This is a genomic window from Wolbachia endosymbiont of Spodoptera picta (assembly GCF_018141665.1).
GTDB lineage: Bacteria > Pseudomonadota > Alphaproteobacteria > Rickettsiales > Anaplasmataceae > Wolbachia.
The window spans coordinates 1132572-1151992 of the sequence record NZ_CP067976.1 but is presented as its reverse complement, the minus strand read 5'-3'; the positions used below and the strand labels follow the sequence as shown (position 1 = coordinate 1151992).

At 33.7% G+C, this 19421-nt stretch carries 28 protein-coding genes and 1 pseudogene; 2 read left to right on the top strand and 27 right to left on the bottom strand.

The genetic code is table 11. The features are described from left to right. Positions 1-141 precede the first annotated feature (141 nt). Both ppdK and JKF54_RS06680 read right to left on the bottom strand, forming a co-directional pair. On the bottom strand, positions 142-2811 hold the full coding sequence (gene ppdK, locus JKF54_RS05285) for a pyruvate, phosphate dikinase (protein ID WP_211907887.1): 2670 nt from the start codon (positions 2809-2811) through the stop codon (positions 142-144). A gap of 64 nt (positions 2812-2875) precedes the next feature. Then, on the bottom strand, positions 2876-3007 hold the full coding sequence (locus JKF54_RS06680) for a hypothetical protein (RefSeq protein WP_256438220.1): 132 nt from the start codon (positions 3005-3007) through the stop codon (positions 2876-2878). Positions 3008-3476: 469 nt separating this feature from the next. Between JKF54_RS06680 and fabG the strand changes: the two genes are divergently transcribed. After that, entirely contained in the window at positions 3477-4211 is a 735-nt protein-coding gene (fabG, locus tag JKF54_RS05280; RefSeq protein WP_211907885.1) for a 3-oxoacyl-[acyl-carrier-protein] reductase, read from the top strand. Positions 4212-4304: 93 nt separating this feature from the next. Beyond that, a complete protein-coding gene (locus JKF54_RS05275) occupies positions 4305-4640 on the top strand; it encodes a TrbC/VirB2 family protein (RefSeq protein ID WP_211907883.1) in 336 nt (111 codons plus the stop codon). Position 4641: 1 nt separating this feature from the next. On the opposite strand, the gene JKF54_RS05270 is transcribed toward JKF54_RS05275, so the two are convergent. The 25 genes and pseudogenes from JKF54_RS05270 to rpsC form a co-directional block, all read right to left on the bottom strand. Then, positions 4642-5931, bottom strand: a complete 1290-nt coding sequence (locus JKF54_RS05270; RefSeq protein ID WP_211907881.1) for a M48 family metalloprotease — start codon at positions 5929-5931, stop codon at positions 4642-4644. Positions 5932-6002: 71 nt separating this feature from the next. Beyond that, on the bottom strand, positions 6003-6656 hold the full coding sequence (ribB, locus tag JKF54_RS05265) for a 3,4-dihydroxy-2-butanone-4-phosphate synthase (RefSeq protein WP_211907878.1): 654 nt from the start codon (positions 6654-6656) through the stop codon (positions 6003-6005). 3 nt (positions 6657-6659) lie between these two features. Next, entirely contained in the window at positions 6660-7154 is a 495-nt protein-coding gene (greA, locus tag JKF54_RS05260) for a transcription elongation factor GreA (RefSeq protein WP_211907876.1), read from the bottom strand. Positions 7155-7163: 9 nt separating this feature from the next. Then, a complete protein-coding gene (atpA, locus tag JKF54_RS05255; protein ID WP_211907874.1) occupies positions 7164-8705 on the bottom strand; it encodes a F0F1 ATP synthase subunit alpha in 1542 nt (513 codons plus the stop codon). Further along, a pseudogene (atpH, locus tag JKF54_RS05250) lies at positions 8702-9251 on the bottom strand (ATP synthase F1 subunit delta). The gene atpA and the pseudogene atpH overlap by 4 nt, the downstream one beginning before the upstream one ends. 38 nt (positions 9252-9289) lie before the next feature. Next, positions 9290-9643: a YraN family protein gene (locus JKF54_RS05245; protein ID WP_211907872.1), complete on the bottom strand. Its 354-nt coding sequence runs from the start codon at positions 9641-9643 to the stop codon at positions 9290-9292. Positions 9644-9654: 11 nt separating this feature from the next. Continuing rightward, complete coding sequence (gene rplQ, locus JKF54_RS05240) at positions 9655-10083, bottom strand: 50S ribosomal protein L17 (RefSeq protein ID WP_010404731.1); 429 nt, start codon at positions 10081-10083, stop codon at positions 9655-9657. Positions 10084-10090: 7 nt separating this feature from the next. Then, positions 10091-11158 carry a DNA-directed RNA polymerase subunit alpha gene (locus JKF54_RS05235; protein WP_211907870.1) on the bottom strand — a complete coding sequence of 356 codons (1068 nt, stop codon included), beginning with the start codon at positions 11156-11158 and terminating at the stop codon, positions 10091-10093. A 20-nt stretch (positions 11159-11178) separates the two neighbouring features. Next, positions 11179-11565: a 30S ribosomal protein S11 gene (gene rpsK / locus JKF54_RS05230; RefSeq protein ID WP_006012273.1), complete on the bottom strand. Its 387-nt coding sequence runs from the start codon at positions 11563-11565 to the stop codon at positions 11179-11181. A gap of 24 nt (positions 11566-11589) precedes the next feature. Beyond that, on the bottom strand, positions 11590-11958 hold the full coding sequence (gene rpsM / locus JKF54_RS05225; RefSeq protein ID WP_211907869.1) for a 30S ribosomal protein S13: 369 nt from the start codon (positions 11956-11958) through the stop codon (positions 11590-11592). A 59-nt stretch (positions 11959-12017) separates the two neighbouring features. After that, positions 12018-12659 carry an adenylate kinase family protein gene (locus JKF54_RS05220; RefSeq protein WP_211907868.1) on the bottom strand — a complete coding sequence of 214 codons (642 nt, stop codon included), beginning with the start codon at positions 12657-12659 and terminating at the stop codon, positions 12018-12020. After that, complete coding sequence (gene secY / locus JKF54_RS05215) at positions 12656-13984, bottom strand: preprotein translocase subunit SecY (protein ID WP_211907867.1); 1329 nt, start codon at positions 13982-13984, stop codon at positions 12656-12658. The genes JKF54_RS05220 and secY overlap by 4 nt, the downstream gene beginning before the upstream one ends. 3 nt (positions 13985-13987) lie before the next feature. Then, the gene (gene rplO, locus JKF54_RS05210) at positions 13988-14458 is read right to left on the bottom strand and encodes a 50S ribosomal protein L15 (RefSeq protein ID WP_211907866.1); all 471 of its coding nucleotides are present in this window, start codon (positions 14456-14458) and stop codon (positions 13988-13990) included. Between the two features lie 3 nt (positions 14459-14461). Next, complete coding sequence (rpsE, locus tag JKF54_RS05205; protein ID WP_211907865.1) at positions 14462-14971, bottom strand: 30S ribosomal protein S5; 510 nt, start codon at positions 14969-14971, stop codon at positions 14462-14464. A gap of 12 nt (positions 14972-14983) precedes the next feature. After that, positions 14984-15355: a 50S ribosomal protein L18 gene (gene rplR / locus JKF54_RS05200; protein WP_211907864.1), complete on the bottom strand. Its 372-nt coding sequence runs from the start codon at positions 15353-15355 to the stop codon at positions 14984-14986. Positions 15356-15360: 5 nt separating this feature from the next. Continuing rightward, positions 15361-15906 (bottom strand): 50S ribosomal protein L6, encoded by a 546-nt coding sequence (rplF, locus tag JKF54_RS05195; RefSeq protein ID WP_211907863.1) that lies wholly within the window; start codon positions 15904-15906, stop codon positions 15361-15363. Between the two features lie 16 nt (positions 15907-15922). Beyond that, positions 15923-16318 carry a 30S ribosomal protein S8 gene (gene rpsH, locus JKF54_RS05190; RefSeq protein WP_211907861.1) on the bottom strand — a complete coding sequence of 132 codons (396 nt, stop codon included), beginning with the start codon at positions 16316-16318 and terminating at the stop codon, positions 15923-15925. 22 nt (positions 16319-16340) lie between these two features. Continuing rightward, complete coding sequence (gene rpsN / locus JKF54_RS05185; RefSeq protein ID WP_211907860.1) at positions 16341-16649, bottom strand: 30S ribosomal protein S14; 309 nt, start codon at positions 16647-16649, stop codon at positions 16341-16343. A gap of 12 nt (positions 16650-16661) precedes the next feature. After that, positions 16662-17198 (bottom strand): 50S ribosomal protein L5, encoded by a 537-nt coding sequence (gene rplE, locus JKF54_RS05180; protein WP_211907859.1) that lies wholly within the window; start codon positions 17196-17198, stop codon positions 16662-16664. Positions 17199-17204: 6 nt separating this feature from the next. Further along, positions 17205-17522, bottom strand: a complete 318-nt coding sequence (rplX, locus tag JKF54_RS05175) for a 50S ribosomal protein L24 (protein ID WP_369800742.1) — start codon at positions 17520-17522, stop codon at positions 17205-17207. Further along, on the bottom strand, positions 17522-17881 hold the full coding sequence (gene rplN / locus JKF54_RS05170) for a 50S ribosomal protein L14 (protein WP_007302542.1): 360 nt from the start codon (positions 17879-17881) through the stop codon (positions 17522-17524). The genes rplX and rplN overlap by 1 nt, the downstream gene beginning before the upstream one ends. Before the next feature lie 18 nt (positions 17882-17899). Then, positions 17900-18130, bottom strand: coding sequence for a 30S ribosomal protein S17 (gene rpsQ, locus JKF54_RS05165; protein ID WP_211907858.1), 231 nt, complete (start codon positions 18128-18130; stop codon positions 17900-17902). Beyond that, positions 18123-18326: a 50S ribosomal protein L29 gene (gene rpmC / locus JKF54_RS05160; RefSeq protein ID WP_211907857.1), complete on the bottom strand. Its 204-nt coding sequence runs from the start codon at positions 18324-18326 to the stop codon at positions 18123-18125. The genes rpsQ and rpmC overlap by 8 nt, the downstream gene beginning before the upstream one ends. Positions 18327-18337: 11 nt before the next feature. Continuing rightward, entirely contained in the window at positions 18338-18751 is a 414-nt protein-coding gene (rplP, locus tag JKF54_RS05155; protein WP_211907856.1) for a 50S ribosomal protein L16, read from the bottom strand. Positions 18752-18762: 11 nt separating this feature from the next. After that, positions 18763-19383: a 30S ribosomal protein S3 gene (rpsC, locus tag JKF54_RS05150; protein WP_211907855.1), complete on the bottom strand. Its 621-nt coding sequence runs from the start codon at positions 19381-19383 to the stop codon at positions 18763-18765. Between the last annotated feature and the right edge of the window lie 38 nt (positions 19384-19421).

Sequence of the window (19421 nt, the reverse complement as noted above, 5' to 3'; positions counted from 1 at the left end):
TATTATTTTATCTTATATTATTTTAAACAAAAAATCAGTCTTTCTTAAGATATTAAGAAAAAAGTAGCAGCAAAATAGCTAAACTGACTTAGATTTATCGACAATTTGAAAAATCATCATTCCGCTACTTGTTAGCGAAATCTATGTTCGTACAGTTGTGCTGCCCAACAAACTTATGCTAAGCTGTGCTGCCACTAATTTTGCAACCGGTACTCTATAGGGCGAGCATGACACATAATCAACCCCTGATTTGATGAAAAACTCTATGGACTGTGGATTCGCTCCATGCTCTCCACATATACCAAGTTTAATTTCTTTTCTGGTTTTTTTGCCCCTTTCGATAGCTATTCTGATTAATTCCCCTACCCCTTCGACATCTAGCACCTCAAAGGGATCGTTTTTGAAGATGTTGCTTTCCTTATAAGAATCGAGGAAATTAACTGAATCATCTCGTGAAAGTCCCATAGTTGTTTGTGTTAAATCATTAGTGCCAAAACTAAAAAATTCTGCGTGTTTTGCGAGTTTGTCAGCAATAAGTGCTGCTCTTGGCAGTTCTATCATCGTTCCGATTGAATAATTCACATCGAAATTTTTAGCTTCTTTCTTTACTAACTCGCATATCAGAACAAACTCTTTCTCGCTCATGATAAAAGGAATCATGATTTCAGGTTTCACTTCTATCTTCTTTTCTTTCCTTAATTCACTTGCAGCACTGAGTATTGCCCTAATCTGCATTTTATATATTTCAGGATGAGAAATAGCAAGCCTACACCCTCGATGGCCAAGCATTGGATTTTTTTCTGATAACTGTACTATTTTATTTTTTACCGATTCAACTGACTTATTCAGTGATCTGGCGATTTTTTCTATAATGGATTGATCATGAGGTAAAAACTCATGTAGAGGTGGATCAAGTAATCGTATAGTGACTTCCTTGCCCTCCATAATAAAAAACATTTCTTTGAAATCAGACTTTTGCATTTCTTCGAGTTTATTTAATGCACTTGCCCTTTCATTTTCATCATCAGCTATTATCAATTTTTGAATGAATTCGATCCTATCACTAGCAAAAAACATATGTTCTGTGCGACATAAGCCTATACCTTCTGCACCGAATCCTTTTGCAATTTTTGCATCTTTTGGAGTATCAGCGTTCGCTCTCACCTTCACTGTTTTGACTTTATCTACCCAGTTAATTATCGTTTTGAACTCTTGAGATAATTCAGGCAAAATTGTAGGGAGAATACCAAGCATAACCTCTCCTGTTCCTCCATTGATGGTGATTGATTCACCTTTATTTACTTTTATATCCCCCATAGAAAGAAATTTTTCATCTTTATCAATATAAAGTCCATTTAGACTACAAATACATGGTTTACCCATTCCACGAGTTACAACAGCGGCATGCGAGGTCATACCTCCTCGCGCTGTTACTATTCCACTTGCAGCATTCATTCCATTAATATCTTCAGGGCTCGTCTCTGATCTTACCAAAATTACTTTTTTGCCCTGCTCTGCAGCTTTTTCAGCATCACTTGCACTGAATACTACATATCCAGAAGCAACACCTGGAGAAGCTGGCAGTCCTTTGCCTATTACTTCTTGATCGATTTTAACATCAAGAACTGGATGCAATAAATTGTCAAAAGTTTTTGGATCAATTCTCAATATTCCTTCCTCTTTTGTAATCACTCCTTCGTTTACCATATCAACTATTATGCGAATAGCAGCTTCGGCTGTGCGCTTGCCAGACCTAGTCTGCAAAATCCATAACTTACCGTCCTGTACAGTAAATTCGATATCCTGCATGTCCTTATTATGACTTTCAAGTTTTTCACATATCGCGCATAATTCTCGGTAAACACTTGGTAGCAACTTCTCCATGGTACTTTCTTGCTCCCCGTCAATTGGCATAGGAGTATAAACACCAGAAACCACATCCTCACCCTGAGCATTAACTAAAAACTCACCAAAAAGCTTTTTTTCTCCAGTTGAAGGATTACGTGTAAATATCACGCCGGTTGCAGAATTATCATTTAAATTACCAAAAACCATTGCTTGTACATTAACTGCAGTTCCAAGGTTTTCAGGAATATTATGTATTCTTCTATAGGAAACAGCCCTATCATTTTTCCAAGAGGCAAATACTGCATTAACTGAGTTTAACAATTGCTCTTCAACGTTCTGCGGAAAATGTTTCTCGGTTTTTTCATATACTATCTTTTTAAAATCGTTAACAATTCTCTTTAAAACATCAACATCAAGATCAGCTAAGCTTTTTGCTCCACTCTTTTGCTGCTCATTATCAATAACATCTTGAAATAGGTGATGATCAAGCTGTAGTACAACATTGGAGTACATCATGATGAAACGGCAGTAGCTATCGTAAGTAAAACGTTCGCCACTTTTTTTTGCAAGCCCAACAACGGTTTCATCATTTAGACCAACATTTAAAATAGTATCAAGCATGCCCGGCATTGAACTAACACTACCAGAGCGTATGGAAACTAATAAGGGATTATTTAAATCCCCAAATTTACAACCGATGTCATTTTCGAGCATCGTCATGTAGTTTTTTATCTCGTTACGTAGATCACAAGACAATTCATTATCTTGACAATAGGCCTGACAAACAGCAGTGGAAATTGTAAAACCAGGTGGAACAGGAATGCCAATGTTACACATCTCTGCCAGATTTGCTCCCTTCCCTCCTAGTAGATTTCTCATTGCTGCATTGCCTTCACAGTTGCTTTGGCTAAAGTAATATATTAACTTTTCTTGCATTTTCTTCGGATTTTCACTAATATACATACTATTCTAATAAATTTGTCAGGCAGGAGTAATAAATTTTGTAAAATTCAGCAGAGCTAATACATTAAATAGTCCCTTTTCCTTTCATTCCAGTACTCTTTTCTGTCATCTCAACGACCTCTATGATGTCATTCCAGCGCATGACGCTAGAATCCAGTTTGTCCATAATCTCACCAAAAACGTTGTGTTTTAGCATAATTTTGTGCTCAATATGCTTATTTGTAGTAAAGACTTCTGGATTCCAGCATCAAGTGCTGGAATGACACCGTCATACCTGTTGGAGTATGAATGTAGCCTTATCTCACACTCCTGTCATCCCAGTGCCCAGACACTGGGATCCAGAAGACTGATCAAGTAATAAGAACTAGTCACGCGCTGGCTCTCTTAAATTACTTTAGCTATAAGTGTTAAGAAATTTACCAATCAAAAAAAGGCAAAAGAATCCACATGGTGCTAATTTTATTACTGTAATTGATAATGTGCTAACTCTTAAAATAAGCGCGATCTGGCCGAATGTAGAAAAAATAAAAAAGGCATTCAGCCGACATAATTTCGCCAATAAATACAAGATTTGTCAAGAAGCTTCTATTAAATGAAAGTTATGAAAAAAATCTATTGCAAGTCTTTTAATATTCTGTTAAGAGCTGGAACAAATAAAAATTATTATGTTTGGATTAGAGAATAAGAAATTTCTGATTACTGGTGCATCAGGCGGAATAGGCCAGGCAATTGTAGAAATTATGCATAAGGCCAGAGCAACTTTATGTATTTCTAGTACAAAAAAAGAAGTACTCGAAGAAGTTGCTAAAAAATATGAAAAAAACATTCACGTACTTCCTTGCGACTTATCAAATCCTGAAGAGGTAAATCAACTAATAAATAAAGCAAGTGAGTTGATGAAAGGCTTTGATGGACTCATATGCAATGCAGGAATTACACAAGACAGCTTATTGTTGAGAATGACAGATGAAGCATGGCAAAAGGTAATTGATATTAATTTGAACTCTACATTTAAACTAAATAGAGAAGCATGCAGAAAATTAATTAAAAACAACTGGGGAAGAATTATAAATCTTTCCTCAATAGTAGGTTTAACAGGCAATGCCGGGCAAGTAAATTATGCAGCATCAAAAGCTGGAATAATAGCTATGAGCAAATCTATAGCAAAAGAAGTTGCAAGTCGCGGTGTAACAGTAAATTGCATTGCTCCTGGGTTTATAGATACTAAGATGACTGAAGTTTTAAATGAAAAACAAAAAGAAAAAATATTAGATAATATTCCAATGCAAAGAATGGGAACAGGAGAAGAAATAGCAGCAGGAGTATTGTTTTTAGCAAGCGACGAAGCAAGATATATAACGGGGCATGTGCTTAACATCAATGGTGGGCTATTTATGTAGCAACACTTATTTATGGACAAACTATGAGTTTTACCTTAAAATAAATATATATAAATTTAGATTCACACTAGTTTATTACTTGGAGGCAAAAGAATGAGTTATATAATAAAAAAACTTTTTAATGCTTTATGTATAGTGCTGTTTCTCTCTTTTTCAGATTACGCAAATGCTACTGATAATATAGATGATACAACTGCCCAAGTAATATGCAATATTATTGGTTATATTTGGGGAATAGGTGGGCCACTTATGACTGTAGTCATAATAGGTGCAGCTTTGCTTGCAATATTTGGTAGAATGCCATGGCCAGCTCTCTTTGCCTTGGGTATGTTTTGTGGTGTATTTTTTGGCGCCAAAACGATTATAATGAAAATTATACCCAATATAAGTACTGAAGTAAAAGATATGTTGGATAAGTGCGGGAAATAACCTAAAAATAAGTGTGTTTTTGTGTGTATTGTTCCTTCATATCCTCAATTTGCAGCAAGCAAGAGCTATCTTTCGGTAAAGTTTTAATAGCTAACTCAGCGTACTTCATAAATTTCTCTAAATTACCTTCAATACAAGCCTTTTTCGTCAAAGCAAAATAATACATTGCCATATCAGCGCTACGTTTATATGCAATACTTAAATACTTCCAGACAAAGGCGTTATTTGTTTCTACGTTTGCAACCTGCTCTAGGTAAAAAATTGCCTTCTCTATTTCACCGTGTAATAATAAAGTATGAGATAACGCAAGTTTCACTAAATAGTTATTCTTCTCAGATAAATATCTAAGTGATTCTTCATACATTTTTATTGCTTCACTTAAATTTCCAGCTTTGTATAACATCTCCGCTTTTAATTCATATAAATAAGGATCATTGCGTGACTCTTGAATCAATGAATTAACTTTAGTAATAGCCTCTTCTATCTTTCCTTGCCTATAGTGAATTACAGCATTTACATACTTAGAACTACCTTCATATTTACTAGATAACACATGAATAGGAGCAAAGAAAGAGTCTAGCTTTGCAAGCATACGCTCAAACTTCAGCAATTTATCTGCAAGGATTGGTTTTATATTGTTTTTAACCTTATAATTCTGTACAGCAAATATACGCTTATCACTAAGTGGGTGAGTGCGGAAATACTCTTCAGTGTTTTCATGCTCAATACTCTTAAAATAGTCAAAAATCTCTTTCATACCCAAATTATCATAGCCAGATTCATCTAGGTATCTTAAAGCATAGCTATCTGCTACACTCTCTTGCTCTTGAGAATAGTTAAAAAACAACCTTGAACTAAGCGTTACACCACTAAGCAAGATTGCACTCGCAACCTGAGGGTTAATGACAATACTAGAAACTAATCCTACCATATAACTAACCATTGCTATTGATTGAAAATAACCTACAGCACTACTCATTTGTAATACATGACCAGCAGATATATGAGCAATTTCATGTGCTAATATACCAAGTAAGACATAAGGTTCAGTCGAATATTGTAAAAGCCCTAAATGAATGAAAATGCTATTATTGTTAATTACAAAAGCATTAATCGATCTATCATCAACTATAAAAACTTTTATTTTATCATTATCAATACCCGCAGCAGAAAATAAAGGTTGCGCTAGATCCTTCACTACCGCTTCCACTTCACTATCTCTAATAATACTAACAGAGTAAGCGCTATTACAGTATACGAAAAAAAATAGTAAAACAAAAAGCTTAGACATGGAAGTTCCTTGTTTGTATAACTTTTAGGAATTTTACATTTTAACATTTAAACTATACGAATTTATAAACGCTAGTTTAAATTTTGAACGTAACTGATAAGTTTATCAATGGTAGTTAACTTAATTTTGTGTTGTTCAGCAAATTCAAGCAACTGGGGTAAGCGCATCATAGAGCCATCATCATTCACTAATTCACACCCTACAGCCGCATGACTAGATCCAACCAATTTTGCTATCTCAACACTTGCCTCAGTATGACCGTTGCGTGCTAAAACCCCGCCCTCACTTGCAATAATAGGAAAAACATGACCAGGAGTAATAATATCATCCTTAGTACTTTTTCCATCAATAGCGGTAAGTATCGTATGCGTTCTATCATGAGCAGAAACACCCGTTGTAATACCATAACGAGCATCGACTGACGTAGTAAATGCAGTGTGAGGAATAAGTGCTTCATCTACATTACTTCTCTTCATAAATTCAAGGTTAAGTTTATTCATGTAAAACTTTGTCATAGCTAAAAACACAATACCAGTGCCATACCTAACCATAAAAGCAATATGTTCTGGTTTCACCTTTTCAGCTAAAATAACCAAATCACCTTCATTCTCTCTGTTTTCATCGTCAACTAAAATGAATAATTTACCAGAACTAGCATCCCTCAATACATCTTCCACAGAAGAAATACCGGGTAGACTAATTGAAGGATAAGTTACTTGTACCATGATTTACTTAAACTCAATCTTAACTATTTTATACAATTTCTCTCCATTTGGCACTATCACTTCCACATACTCACCAACTTTTTTGCCAATTAAAGCACTACCGAGTGGTGAATCCGTAGAGATCAACTGCTTTGAAGCATCAGCTTCATATCCACCTACAATCTTATAAACATATTCAATTTCACTGTTATCATCGTTTAACATGCTTACCGTAACAGTTGCACCAAACATTACTGTATCACCAGACAAATTTTTTACTTCTATCACTTCTGCATGTGAAAGTTTACTTTCTACCTCAATTATACGGCCTTCAATAAAACTTAATCTCTCCCGTGCTGCATGATATTCTGCATTTTCGGATAAATCGCCTTGATCACGAGCATCAGAAATAGCCTGTATGATAGAAGGTTTTTCTTCCTTTAATTTCTCAAGTTCGACTTGCATACTCTCAAAACCTTCCCTTGTAATAGGAAATTTGTTAATAATGGATGAAGTCATAATCACCACCTAAACGCAATTAAATTGAGTGACAAAATCACTCACAATACCAAGAATATCATCTTTTATATCATCATTCATGTCACCCGACAACTTTTTTAAAACTCCAGGGTGAACAGTTTGAAAATAATTGATAAGATCACACTCGAACCTATTGATGTTGCTCACCTGTACCTTATTTAATTGACCATACAGATTAGAAAAGATATACATAAGCAATACTTGCTCTTCTATTTGCATAGGTGAATACTGTTTTTGCTTTAATAATTCAATAAGGTATTTACCTTTGTTTAAGGACAATTGAACAGTAGCATCAAGATCAGAACCAAATTTAGCAAAGTCTTCCAGTTCTCTATATTGGGCCAAACTCAGCTTTATAGAACCAGCAACTTTTTTCACAGATTTCAATTGTGCAGCAGAGCCAACCCGAGAAACCGATAAACCTATATTCACTGCAGGGCGAAATCCTTTGTGAAACAATTCAGACTCAAGAAAAATTTGTCCATCGGTAATTGAAATCACATTAGTTGAAACATATGCAGATACATCACCAGCCTGAGTCTCAATAATCGGCAAAGCAGTCAAAGATCCCTGTCCTTTTTCATCAGACATTTTGGCAGCTCTTTCAAGCAAGCGAGAGTGTACATAGAATATATCTCCAGGATAAGCTTCACGACCAGGAGGACGTCTGAGCAATAAGGACATCTGCCTATATGCCACAGCATGCTTAGATAAATCATCATATACCACCAAGCAATGCATTCCATTATCACGGAAAAATTCTCCAATAGTGCAACCGGTATAAGGTGCTAAAAATTGCATAGGCGCGCAGTCAGATGCGCTAGCCACAACTACGGTTGTATACTCTAATGCTCCACTTTCTTTTAGCTTATTCACCACTTTTGCTACCGTCGAAATTTTTTGTCCAATAGCAACATAAACACAGTAAATTTTTTGATTTTCGTTTACCTCATCATTAATCTTCTTCTGATTGATAATAGTATCAATCGCAATAGTGGTTTTACCAATTTGTCTATCGCCAATAATTAATTCACGTTGCCCTCTACCTATAGGAATCAACAAATCTATAATTTTAATTCCTGTCTGCAGAGGTTCATGCACAGATTTACGGTCAATAATACCTGGCGCTTTAGATTCTATATACATTTTGTTCTTGGCTCTAATTTCTCCGCCATCGTCTATAGGATCGCCTAATGCATTTACAACTCTCCCTAATAATTCATGACCTACAGGCACCTGTACAACATCACCACTACATTTTACAACGTCCCCTTCTTTTACATCACGGTCATTGCCAAGCACAACTATTCCAGCTGTATCATGATCTAAATCAAGAACTATTCCTTCTACACCGCTTGCAAAAGATACCTTTTCACCAAACTTTGCTTTTTCCAGCCCATAGACCAATGTGATACCATCCGTTACTGAAATTACTTCACCTATATTTTCTCGTTTTATAGGATTATCAAATGTCTCAACCTTCTCTTTTATTATGTTTACTACTTCAGAGGTATTTATGCTATTCTTCATATATAATTCCTTATTTTCAACATTTCCATTTTACTCAAATCAACCAATCTATCCAAATAACTCTTAAGCGAAGCATCAATCAAGTTAAAACCATACCTAACTACGAAGCCACCTAGTATAGAAGGATCAACCACATTACTGACTTTTATTATTTTACCAAGAAAGTTCAAAGATTCAGTAATTATTTTTATATCAGGTTTCTTTAAAACCTCTGCTGATTTTATAGTAATTTCCAATTCGTTTTCACTTTCCCTTACAAGATTTAAGAATTTTTCTAATATAAGGATTAATAAACGGGAGCGCTTGTTTGCAAGTGTAACCATAATAAATTTGACTAAGTTTTCACTCAAGTTCTCATTTATAGAAAGTATCGCTTCTTTTTTTGTGCAAAAGAGAAACCATAGGATGAGATAGATACACAAAAACATCTTGATCTTTAAAAAAAGCTAACAAAAATTCTACTTCTTTTCTTATAATACCTAATCTGCTTCCTGAGACATGAAACAGTGCTCTAGCATAAGATGAAACTAAATTATTGTTTTTCATATTAAATTACCTATTCTAGTAAATCTAAGTTATTTAAGCTACCATTCCTCAATCCAAGCATTTTTTATATAAATAGGTCTTCTCCTTAAGGAAAGAAAACATAAATCATATCTGACTGAATAATCTAAAAAATCAAGATTTTTACTTAAGAAATATTTAGAAGAATTTATAATAGACTGACACTGAAAATGAGATATCGGTAATTCTTTTCCAAATAAACTTGTTTTAACTTCTATAAAAATCAGCTCCTTTTTTTTAGATACAATTAAGTCAATTTCACCCAACTTACAACGGAAGCGACGTTTTATAACATTATAGAATTTCAGCTTTAAATATATCGAAACTAACAATTCTCCAAAGTAACCTACAAAATAGCGTAACCTACTTACCATAAAAAGAATAATTAGCTTTGTGTAACTACTTTGCTTCCTTTTTTATTTTTACTATAAATCTCACCTTTTGCTGAAATATCTCTATCAACTAGCTCTATCACTGCCATTGGAGCGCAATCACCCTTTCGAGTACCAAATTTTATTATTCTAGAATATCCACCTTTACGGTCTTGATAACGATTAGCTAGAACGCTTAATAATTTATCAACTACTAACTTACTATTATGAAGACGTGAAAGCAAAAGCCTTCTACCATGTAAAGAATCGTTATTCTTAGCAATTGTAATAAACTTTTCCACATATGGACGAAGTGCTTTAGCCTTTGGTAAAGTAGTTACAATCTGCTCATGATTAATTAACGAGATAGATAGATTCTTTAACATTGATAACCTATGCTCGGTACAACGAGACAGTTTATTTTTCTTTATTCCATGTTTCATATACTACCTAATCCTCATCAGTATGTTGTTTAGCCAGTTCCTCTATATCCTTAGGCGGCCAATTTGGTATATTCATACCCAAAGACAAACCTGAATTATTTAAAATTGCCTTGATTTCATTCAAAGACTTTCGGCCAAAATTAGCAGTTCTTAACATTTCAACTTCCGTCTTTTGCACAAGATCACCTATATAAGTGATATTTTCATTTTTCAGACAGTTATGAGATCTAACAGATAATTCCATTTCATCTACTTTACGCAATAGAACAGGATCATAGCCCAAATCTTTAGCACCACCAGACAAAGAAACTTGCGATTTTTTATAACTCATATCAGAACTAATAAAAGGCTGAAATTGCTCCTGTAATATTCTTGCAGCATAGTCAACAGCTTGACTTGGAGAGATTGTACCATCAGTTTCAATTGACAATATCAGCTTATCTTTATCAGTAACTTGACCAACACGACTATTCTCTACTCTATACGAAACCCTCTCAACAGGACTATATAAAGCATTAACTGGAATAAAACCAATTAAATCTTGTTCATTCATAGACTTTAAAAATTCATTTTCTTTATATTTATTTACAGAAAGATAACCTTTTCCACTAGCAACATATATAGTAATGTTAAGCTCCACATCTTGACCTAGTGTACATATCACCAAATCTTTATTAACAATAGAGCATTGGTCATCAGTTTCTATCATTCCAGCTAATACTTGACAAGGCCCTTTAGCGCTTAAATTTAAGCACTTATTAGACGTGTTATTTAGCTTACATCTCAACATGCCCATATTTAATGCTATATCAGTTATGTCTTCCCTAACTCCTTGGATCGAAGTAAATTCATGATTCACGCCTTCAATTTTTATTCCATAAACAGCACTACCGCGAAGAGAAGACAACATTACACGCCTTAATGCATGACCCAACGTTAAAGCAAAACCACTTTCCAAAGGTTCTAGAACTATATCACCTTTTTTACTTGAATCACCTGATATTACCTTAATCGCATTAGGCTTAGTTAATCTATCTAAATTTCCACAGAAAGAAACACTATCACTATAATACATACAAAAACCTTCCAAATATCCTATACTCTTCTTTTTTTCCTTAATCTACAACCATTATGAGGTATCGCCGTTTTATCTGCAATTGAAGTGACAGTCAATCCACAATTCCGAAGTGCTTTAACTGCAGCTTCTGCACCAAAACCAGGACCACGAATTATTACAGAAACAACCTTCATACCAAATCTCTCTATTACTTTCTTCGCAGCAGAATCGGCAACCTTACCTGCAGCATAAGGTGTGGATTTTCTCGAACCAGAAAAACCACATGCACCAACAGAAGTTTGGTAAAGCGTATTACCACAAACATCAGTCACATTTACAAAAGTATTATTAAAAGTTGCACGAATATGGACAATACCAGTAATAAACCTTTTTGTATTCTTACCAACCGTTTTAACTTTTTTCATAAAAACTCACGATAATAACAAATTTTATTTTTTCCCAGCAATAGGCAATTTAGATCTGCCTTTACGAGTTTTAGCATTAGTATGGGTTCTTTGTCCCCTCACAGGCAAACCTTTTCTATGCCTTAATCCTCTATAGCAACCGATTTCCATTAAAGATTTTATATCCATAGCCACTTTTTTTCTTAGCTCACCCTCTATGACATATTTTTGCCTAATAAAACTACTAATTTTCTCTATATCTTCATCTTGTAATTCCGAAACACGCTTACGCTCATCAATTTTACAGCTACGACAAATTATATTCGCAGTAGTAATACCTATACCATGTATATAAGTTAATGCAAAAGAAATACACTTCTTCACTGGAACATTTATGCCTGCAATACGTGCCACTGATACCTCGATACTTTATTAATAATAACTCTTAATTTATACCATAAAACAACTTATAGTCAAATCAAATTACAAGAAATTTTACTTTCAATCTCTTGCATTACTCTATCAACACTCAAATTAGCGTTAATTGTTAACAACTTGCCCTTATAATACTCGCGCAAACCCTTCATCTGAAAATGATATTCTCTTATCCTCTTATTAATTGCAAGCATATTAGCATCATCAATTCTCTTCTCCAATCTCGTACTTTTACATTTAGCACAAGTAGTATTTTTAAAAGAAGATATACTATATATACTTTTACAATCCAAACAAGTAAGACGATCTTTTAATCTATCAATTGCAATATTATCGTCAAGCTGCAACTCAATTACAAGATCAACATCCCTATTGCATCTTTTTTGCAAAACTTGAGTTAAAAAATGAGCTTGATTTAAATTTCTTGGAAAACCATCTAACAAAAAATCACCATCTATTAATGCAAGCTGGTCACACAATAATTTACATATAACTTCATCTTGAATTAAATTACCAGATTCAACAGTATCCTTTATTCCTTTACCTAATTTACTCCCACTAGATATAATATTCCTTAATAAATCTCCTACTGAAACTAATTTAAAATTATACTTTGCTATTAACAAACTGGACTGAGTACCCTTACCAGAGCCAGGAGGACCAAAAATTGTAATAATCACTTTAGTCTCCTTGTTTTAGACTCATATTTCTTTATCCAACTATCGTACCTATTTGAAAAAACATAAGATTGTACTTGCATAATAGTATCAGTAATAACGTTAACTATAATCAGCAAGCTCGTCCCACCAAAAATAAATGGTATATCATAATGATACCTCATAATTTCAGGTATAGTACATATTACCACCAAATACGCAGACCCAATAAATGTTAATTTAAAAACTATATCTTGAAGATAATCAGAAGTATGTTTTCCAGGCCCTCTACCAGGAATAAAACCACCATTTTTCCTAAGAAAATCAGCATTTTCCTCTGGATTAAATATAAAATTGGTATAGAAAAAATTAAAAAGTACTATGAGTATTAAGTAAGTTATAATGTACATCACTTTATTTGCCATAAAGTAGTTTAAAATAAAATCAGCAATGGCATGACCTTTATAGAAATTTGCAATTGAAATAGGCGTTAATAAAATTGCGTTAGCAAAAATAGTTGGTATTACACCAGATAAATTGATCTTCAATGGAATGTAAGTAAAATCATCATTATGTAATTTTTTAAACTGTTTTTTGGGATATTGAACAATTACCTTTCTATAAGAAGATTCTGTAAAAATGACTAAAAGGAGCAGTAAAAAAAACAATGCTATAACAAAAAGGGTAATGAAAAACGACATACTACCATTTTTATTTAATGTTAGCAGAGATGATAAAGCATTATGTAATTCAGATGTTATGCCAGTAAAAATGATTAATGAGATACCATTGCCTATACCGCTCACACTGATCCGCTCACCAAGCCATATTAAAAATATAGTTCCACCTAAAAGGCTAAAGACACCTATAGTACGAAACATAATACCAGGTTCAACTACAACTAATACCCCTTCCCTATTCATTCTTTCTAACCCTATTAAGATCGTAATTGATTGAAAGATACAAAACACTATAGTCATATAGCGTATATAAAAGTTCATCTTTCGACGTCCTAACTCTCCTTCATTTTTAATTTCATTGATTCCTTTAACGGCAGAAGATAATAATTGCATAACTATGGATGCAACTATGTATGGCATAACGTTTAACGCCAAGATCGTCATTCTAGCTAAAGCGCCACCAGAAAATAAATTAAATACTCCAAAAACACCAGAACTCTCTTTTGGAAATATATCATTGATTATATCAAGATTAACTCCAGGAATAGGAACATAAGTGCCTAAACGATAACAAACTAAAGCCATTAGCGTAAAAAATATACGCTTTAGTAAATCACTTTTATATAACAACGTAGAATCCAAACTATTAAATGCAAATTTACTGCTCATGATTTACGATAGTATTTCTACACTACCACCAACTGAAACTACAGATCTTTTTGCAGCTTCTGATGCAAAATCAACATGAAACACAAATTTTTCGCTTAATTTACCCTTATTAAGAAGTTTGATTTTACTTTTAACAGATCTGATAAAACCTAGTTTATGCAGTAGCTCCTTATCTATGATAGAATCCTTGACTATTTTTTTAGCTTCCATTAAGCACTGTACATCACCAACATTAAATATAGAGTATAAGTTTTTGCGTATAGGCTTAAAACCTCTTTTAGGTAAACGAGTATATATAGACTGCTGTCCACCTTCAAAACCATTTATAGAAACGCCACTTCTCGCTTTTTGCCCCTTATGCCCCCTACCGGATGTTTTACCTTTACCACAACCAATACCTCTACCTAATAATTTAGGCTTCTTTTTCTTAGATAATTTGGTAAACACAGAATTTAATTTTACAGCATCATTCATACTTTACCTATTTCCAACTATCTCACTAATCTTTCTACCCCTCTTACCTGCCACTTGGCGAGGAGATAACATAACATCAAAAGCCTTAAATACTGCACATATAATATTATGGGGATCATTTGATCTAGTAGACTTAGCTACCACATCCTTTATACCTAATACCTCAAAAACCGACCTCATTGCTCCACCAGCAATAATACCTGTTCCAGTTCTTGCAGCTCTTAAAACTATCTCACTAGAACAAAATTTAGCTTTAATATCATGATGTAAAGTTCTACCTTCACGTAAGTACACCCTAATCATCGACTTCTTTGCAGCATTTACAGCTTTCACTCTTGCTTCAGCAACCTCTGCGTGTTTACCTATTCCACATCCTACCCTACCCTTACCATCACCAACAACAACCAAAGTTGAAAATGAAAATCTTCTACCACCTTTAGTAACCGTTGTTACCCTTCGGACTGAAACCAAAAGTTCTGATAAATCATTATTTTGTAAATTCTTTACAGCCATACTTCAAACCTTCTAAAATTCAAATCCAGAGCTTCTTAAAGCTTCAGCAAATTGAGAAATCAATCCTGTATACTTATATGCCCCCCGATCAAAGACGAACCGCTGCTGCAATTTTGTACTAGGCAGACGCTCAATCAATAAAGAAGAAACCTGTTTTATAGTTTCAGCATTGACCCTACCTTTACATACATTCCTAATTTTATCATCCAAAGTAGAAGCAGAAGCTAGGGTTGTTCCTTTTGCATCGTTAATCAACTGAACGTAAAAATGTTTATTAGACTTAAATATGGATATACGTAAACGCCCAGCCCTCTTATCGAGCTTCGCTCTATTACGAAGTTTCCTTTTTTCATAGCTACTTAAAAAATTATACAATCTTTTCATTTTAATTACTTCTTTTTATTTACAACCTTACGCAGCATAAATTTGCCTTTTATTACAATACCCTTACCTTTATAAGGATCATATTTTCTAATTTTGCATATATCAGAAGCCACCATATAGACTTTTTGCTTATCCATACCACGAACCACTAAATGAGTTGGCTTTATACACTTAATCTCAACGTCTTTAGGCACTTTATACTTAATATTATGACTATAACCAAGATATAAAGTCAAATACTTATCATCACATTCTGCTTTATACCCTACACCATTAATCTCAAGATCAACAGAAAAACCATTAACCATACCGTTAATCATGTTATTAATATTACTTCTATAAGTGCCCCATATAGATTTTATTTTATTATAATCATCCCTGCCTTGATCAACAGAAAGTAACAATTGATTATCAACTATCTGACACAGAATGCCACTACACAAGCTCAGCTCTTTTTCTACCCTAACACTTCTTATTAATACCCTACCATTATTATATTCAACTGAAAGATCAGCAGGAATATTGATAGGTGCGGCACCTATACGAGACATACATTTCTCCTATCATTTAAAATACACGACACAAAACTTCTCCACCAACTTTTAATCTACGTGCATTATAATCGGTCATCACTCCTTTCGGCGTAGATATAATAAAAATTCCAAGACCATTATATGCTTTAGAAATGTCCTTACACTTAGAATAATAACGACAACCGGGCTTTGATACCCTAGCTATATCATTAATCACAGGTGATTTATCATAATACTTTAACTGTACAACAAGCGAAGGGACACTATCACTCTCTTGCTTTTCATAATTAAGAATATACCCTTCCTCTTTTAAGATCTTCAATATAGAAGAATTCACTTTAGAGAATAGGACTCTTGTTTCCCTATGCATTGCCAATTGAGCATTACGTATTCTTGTTAAAAAATCACCAATACCATCAGATAACGACACTATTACACTCCTTATATCACATTTACCAACTAGATTTTGTAACCCCTGGAACTTGTCCAAAAGAACACAAATCACGTAAAACAATCCTACATAAACCAAATTTTCTATATACTCCTCTCGGCCTACCAGTTAAAGCGCATCTATTCCTAATTCTGATTTTAGAAGAATCTCTAGGCAATTTTTTAATCAGCTTATTTTGAGCTGCAAACCTTTTTGCAATAGATAAATCCTTATTATTCATTATAGATTTTAATTCTTCCCTTCTCTCCCTATACTGATCGCATAACTTTATTCTACGAAGATTCTTCTGTATCATGGATTTTTTTGCCATATATATTTTCTCTCAATTATCAAAAAAAGGGAATTTAAGAGCCAGTAATAATTCCTTTGCTTCCTTATCACTAACTGCACTTGTTATAATATTAATATCCATACCTCTAATTTTACTTATTTTATCATAGTCTATTTCTAAAAATGATATATGCTCCTTGATACCAAAGGAAAAATTACCATGACCATCAAATTGCTTCACACTAAACCCTCTAAAATCTTTTTCCCTTGGCAAAGCAATATATATTAATCTTTCTAAGAATTCATACATTTTATTTCTACGCAAAGTCACTTTACAACCTACCGTTGCACCTTTTCTAATTTTGAAACCAGAAATAGATTTTTTTGCAAAGGTTAACACAGGCTTTTGCCCAGCAATCAAATGTAGATTATCAAATGGCTCATTTATCGCTTTATTGTCCGTAGCAGCATCTCCAACTCCCATATTGATACACACCTTGACAAGTTTAGGCACTTGCATTACATTGCCGTAATTAAACTTATCCTTTAAGGATTTTACTATATTATCTTTATACAATTGTTTAAACATATCAACCTAATCTATCACTTCTCCAGAAACTTTTGCAAAACGCACTTTTCTACCATCTATAATCTTAAATCCTACTTTAGTTGGAGTTTTACACTTAGGATCCAATATTGCAACATTGGATACATCAATAGCTAACTCTTTATTCAATATACCACCACCACTACCAGCTCTTGATTTAGTATGTCTCTTACACACATTTACGCCAGAAACAACTACTTTCTTTTTAGCATCACGTATTATAACTTTGATTACCTTACCAATTTTTCTCTTATCTTTACCAGTTAAAACTATAATATCATCACCACTTTTTATTTTAGCACTCATTATAAAACCTCATCAGCTAATGACATTATTTTCATAAAAGAACCAGATAATAACTTTTTTACTGGACCAAACACCCGAGTGCCAAGTGGTTCACCTTGATCATTAATTAAAACCACAGCATTGCTAGAAAAACGAATTACAGAACCATCAGATTTCTTAACACTATTTTTTACTCTAACAACAACTGCTTTATATACTTTTCCTTTTTCAACTTTACCTTTTGGGTTAATAGACTTAGTAGATATAATAATCGTATCACCTACAGATGCAGATTTCCTACCACCTAACAAGCCAATACAAAGCACTGCACGCGCACCAGAATTATCAGCTACTTCTAACAATGTATTTTTTTGAATCATATAAATACCTATTCCTTTTTAGCTATTGATAACAACCCATTTTTTAGTAACAGAAATAGGCTTATGTTCCTGTATTAAAACCCTATCTCCCTTTTTGCAACTATTACCCTCATCATGTGCTGTATACTTCTTATATTTTTTAATAACTTTTTTATACAACCTATCCTTATACACTTGTAACACCGAAACCTTTACAGTCTTATCAGACTCAGCATTAGTTACGACACCACAAAAAACCTTCTTAGGCATTTTTTCCCTCTCTCTTTCTTCTATTCAATACAGTTAGACTACGAGCTATGCTCTTTTTTATTAAGCTAAAACGTGAAAAATTGTTGCACTGGCCCAGCTTTTTTTGAAAAGCCAAATTAACAAATTCTTTCCTCAAATTCACAAGGAGTTCATGTAATCCTTGTGAAGATTCTGATTCAAATTTAACTATATCCATTGCAACTCCATTCAATTATGATTAGATATAAATTTACACTTCATAGGAAGCTTAGCAGTCGCTTTTTCAAGCGCCAATCTTGCTAAATGCATGGGAACATCACTACTAATTTCAAACAAAACCCTACCGGGCTTAGCTTTAAATACCCAAAATTCAACACTACCTTTCCCTTTACCCATACGTACATCTGCTGGCTTTTTACTAACCGGGGTATCAGGAAAAATTCTTATCCACAATTTACCAGAGCGTTTTAACGTTCTAGATATTACGCGCCTTGCAGTTTCAATATGCTTAGACTGAACCTTACCTACTTCCATAGCTTTTAATCCATAATCTCCAAAAGACAGCGTGCTACCACCCTTAGCATTACCCTTGATTCTCCCCTTAAATGACTTTTTATATTTACTCTTTTTGGGAACAAACATTTCAATATACCTTAACTACCAACATAAACCCAAACTTTAACTCCTATAATACCACATATAGTCTTCGCTTCACAAAAAGCATAATCTATATTAGCACGCAAAGTGTGTAAAGGCAAACGACCTTCTTTGTACCATTCAGTACGAGCTATTTCAGCTCCACCAAGACGCCCAGAGCAACTTACTTTAATACCCTCAGCACCCATCTTCAAACAATTTTGAATAGCTTTTTTCATCGCTCTTCTACATGAAATCCTTTTTTCTAGCTGATGTGTAATACTCCTTGATATTAAAACTGCATCTATTTCAGACTTTTTAACTCCTACTACATTCACTTCGACACTACTTTTTACTTTTTTAGCTATTTTTTGCTTTATCTTCTCAACATCTAAACCTTTCTTACCTATTATAACTCCAGGCTTAGAAGAATGTATTATTACAGACACTAAATTAACTGTACGCTCTACAATTACTTTAGAAATACCAGCATGCTTAAAGGATTCATTTATATAACTGCGAATAAATAGATCGTGATGCAATCTCTGTTTATAATCGTCTGTAGCACACCAAACAGAATCCCAGGTATTACTATTTACTTGTAATCTAAATACTTTAGGATTAACCTTCTGTCCCATATTTTTACACTTTCCTTATTAACTTTCCATTTCTATAA

Excerpts from the sequence above, each read along its gene's own strand:
- JKF54_RS05235 (WP_211907870.1), bottom strand. The coding sequence starts at position 11,158 with ATGTATTATAGTGATAGTGTTTCTTTCTGTGGAAATTTAGATAGATTA.
- rplO (WP_211907866.1), bottom strand. The coding sequence starts at position 14,458 with ATGAATGATGCTGTAAAATTAAATTCTGTGTTTACCAAATTATCTAAG.
- rpmC (WP_211907857.1), bottom strand. The coding sequence starts at position 18,326 with ATGGATATAGTTAAATTTGAATCAGAATCTTCACAAGGATTACATGAA.
- rplX (WP_369800742.1), bottom strand. The coding sequence starts at position 17,522 with ATGAGTGCTAAAATAAAAAGTGGTGATGATATTATAGTTTTAACTGGT.
- rplR (WP_211907864.1), bottom strand. The coding sequence starts at position 15,355 with ATGAAAAGATTGTATAATTTTTTAAGTAGCTATGAAAAAAGGAAACTT.
- ribB (WP_211907878.1), bottom strand. The coding sequence starts at position 6,656 with ATGGTACAAGTAACTTATCCTTCAATTAGTCTACCCGGTATTTCTTCT.
- rplQ (WP_010404731.1), bottom strand. The coding sequence starts at position 10,083 with ATGAAACATGGAATAAAGAAAAATAAACTGTCTCGTTGTACCGAGCAT.
- rpsN (WP_211907860.1), bottom strand. The coding sequence starts at position 16,649 with ATGGCAAAAAAATCCATGATACAGAAGAATCTTCGTAGAATAAAGTTA.
- rplP (WP_211907856.1), bottom strand. The coding sequence starts at position 18,751 with ATGTTTGTTCCCAAAAAGAGTAAATATAAAAAGTCATTTAAGGGGAGA.
- rplN (WP_007302542.1), bottom strand. The coding sequence starts at position 17,881 with ATGATTCAAAAAAATACATTGTTAGAAGTAGCTGATAATTCTGGTGCG.
- JKF54_RS05270 (WP_211907881.1), bottom strand. The coding sequence starts at position 5,931 with ATGTCTAAGCTTTTTGTTTTACTATTTTTTTTCGTATACTGTAATAGC.
- greA (WP_211907876.1), bottom strand. The coding sequence starts at position 7,154 with ATGACTTCATCCATTATTAACAAATTTCCTATTACAAGGGAAGGTTTT.
- secY (WP_211907867.1), bottom strand. The coding sequence starts at position 13,984 with ATGAGCAGTAAATTTGCATTTAATAGTTTGGATTCTACGTTGTTATAT.
- ppdK (WP_211907887.1), bottom strand. The coding sequence starts at position 2,811 with ATGTATATTAGTGAAAATCCGAAGAAAATGCAAGAAAAGTTAATATAT.
- rpsC (WP_211907855.1), bottom strand. The coding sequence starts at position 19,383 with ATGGGACAGAAGGTTAATCCTAAAGTATTTAGATTACAAGTAAATAGT.
- rplE (WP_211907859.1), bottom strand. The coding sequence starts at position 17,198 with ATGTTTAAACAATTGTATAAAGATAATATAGTAAAATCCTTAAAGGAT.
- rpsE (WP_211907865.1), bottom strand. The coding sequence starts at position 14,971 with ATGGCTGTAAAGAATTTACAAAATAATGATTTATCAGAACTTTTGGTT.
- rpsK (WP_006012273.1), bottom strand. The coding sequence starts at position 11,565 with ATGAAAAAAGTTAAAACGGTTGGTAAGAATACAAAAAGGTTTATTACT.
- rplF (WP_211907863.1), bottom strand. The coding sequence starts at position 15,906 with ATGTCTCGTATAGGTGCCGCACCTATCAATATTCCTGCTGATCTTTCA.
- JKF54_RS05245 (WP_211907872.1), bottom strand. The coding sequence starts at position 9,643 with ATGGTAAGTAGGTTACGCTATTTTGTAGGTTACTTTGGAGAATTGTTA.
- fabG (WP_211907885.1), top strand. The coding sequence starts at position 3,477 with ATGTTTGGATTAGAGAATAAGAAATTTCTGATTACTGGTGCATCAGGC.
- JKF54_RS05275 (WP_211907883.1), top strand. The coding sequence starts at position 4,305 with ATGAGTTATATAATAAAAAAACTTTTTAATGCTTTATGTATAGTGCTG.
- JKF54_RS06680 (WP_256438220.1), bottom strand. The coding sequence starts at position 3,007 with ATGCTAAAACACAACGTTTTTGGTGAGATTATGGACAAACTGGATTCT.
- atpA (WP_211907874.1), bottom strand. The coding sequence starts at position 8,705 with ATGAAGAATAGCATAAATACCTCTGAAGTAGTAAACATAATAAAAGAG.
- rpsQ (WP_211907858.1), bottom strand. The coding sequence starts at position 18,130 with ATGCCTAAGAAGGTTTTTTGTGGTGTCGTAACTAATGCTGAGTCTGAT.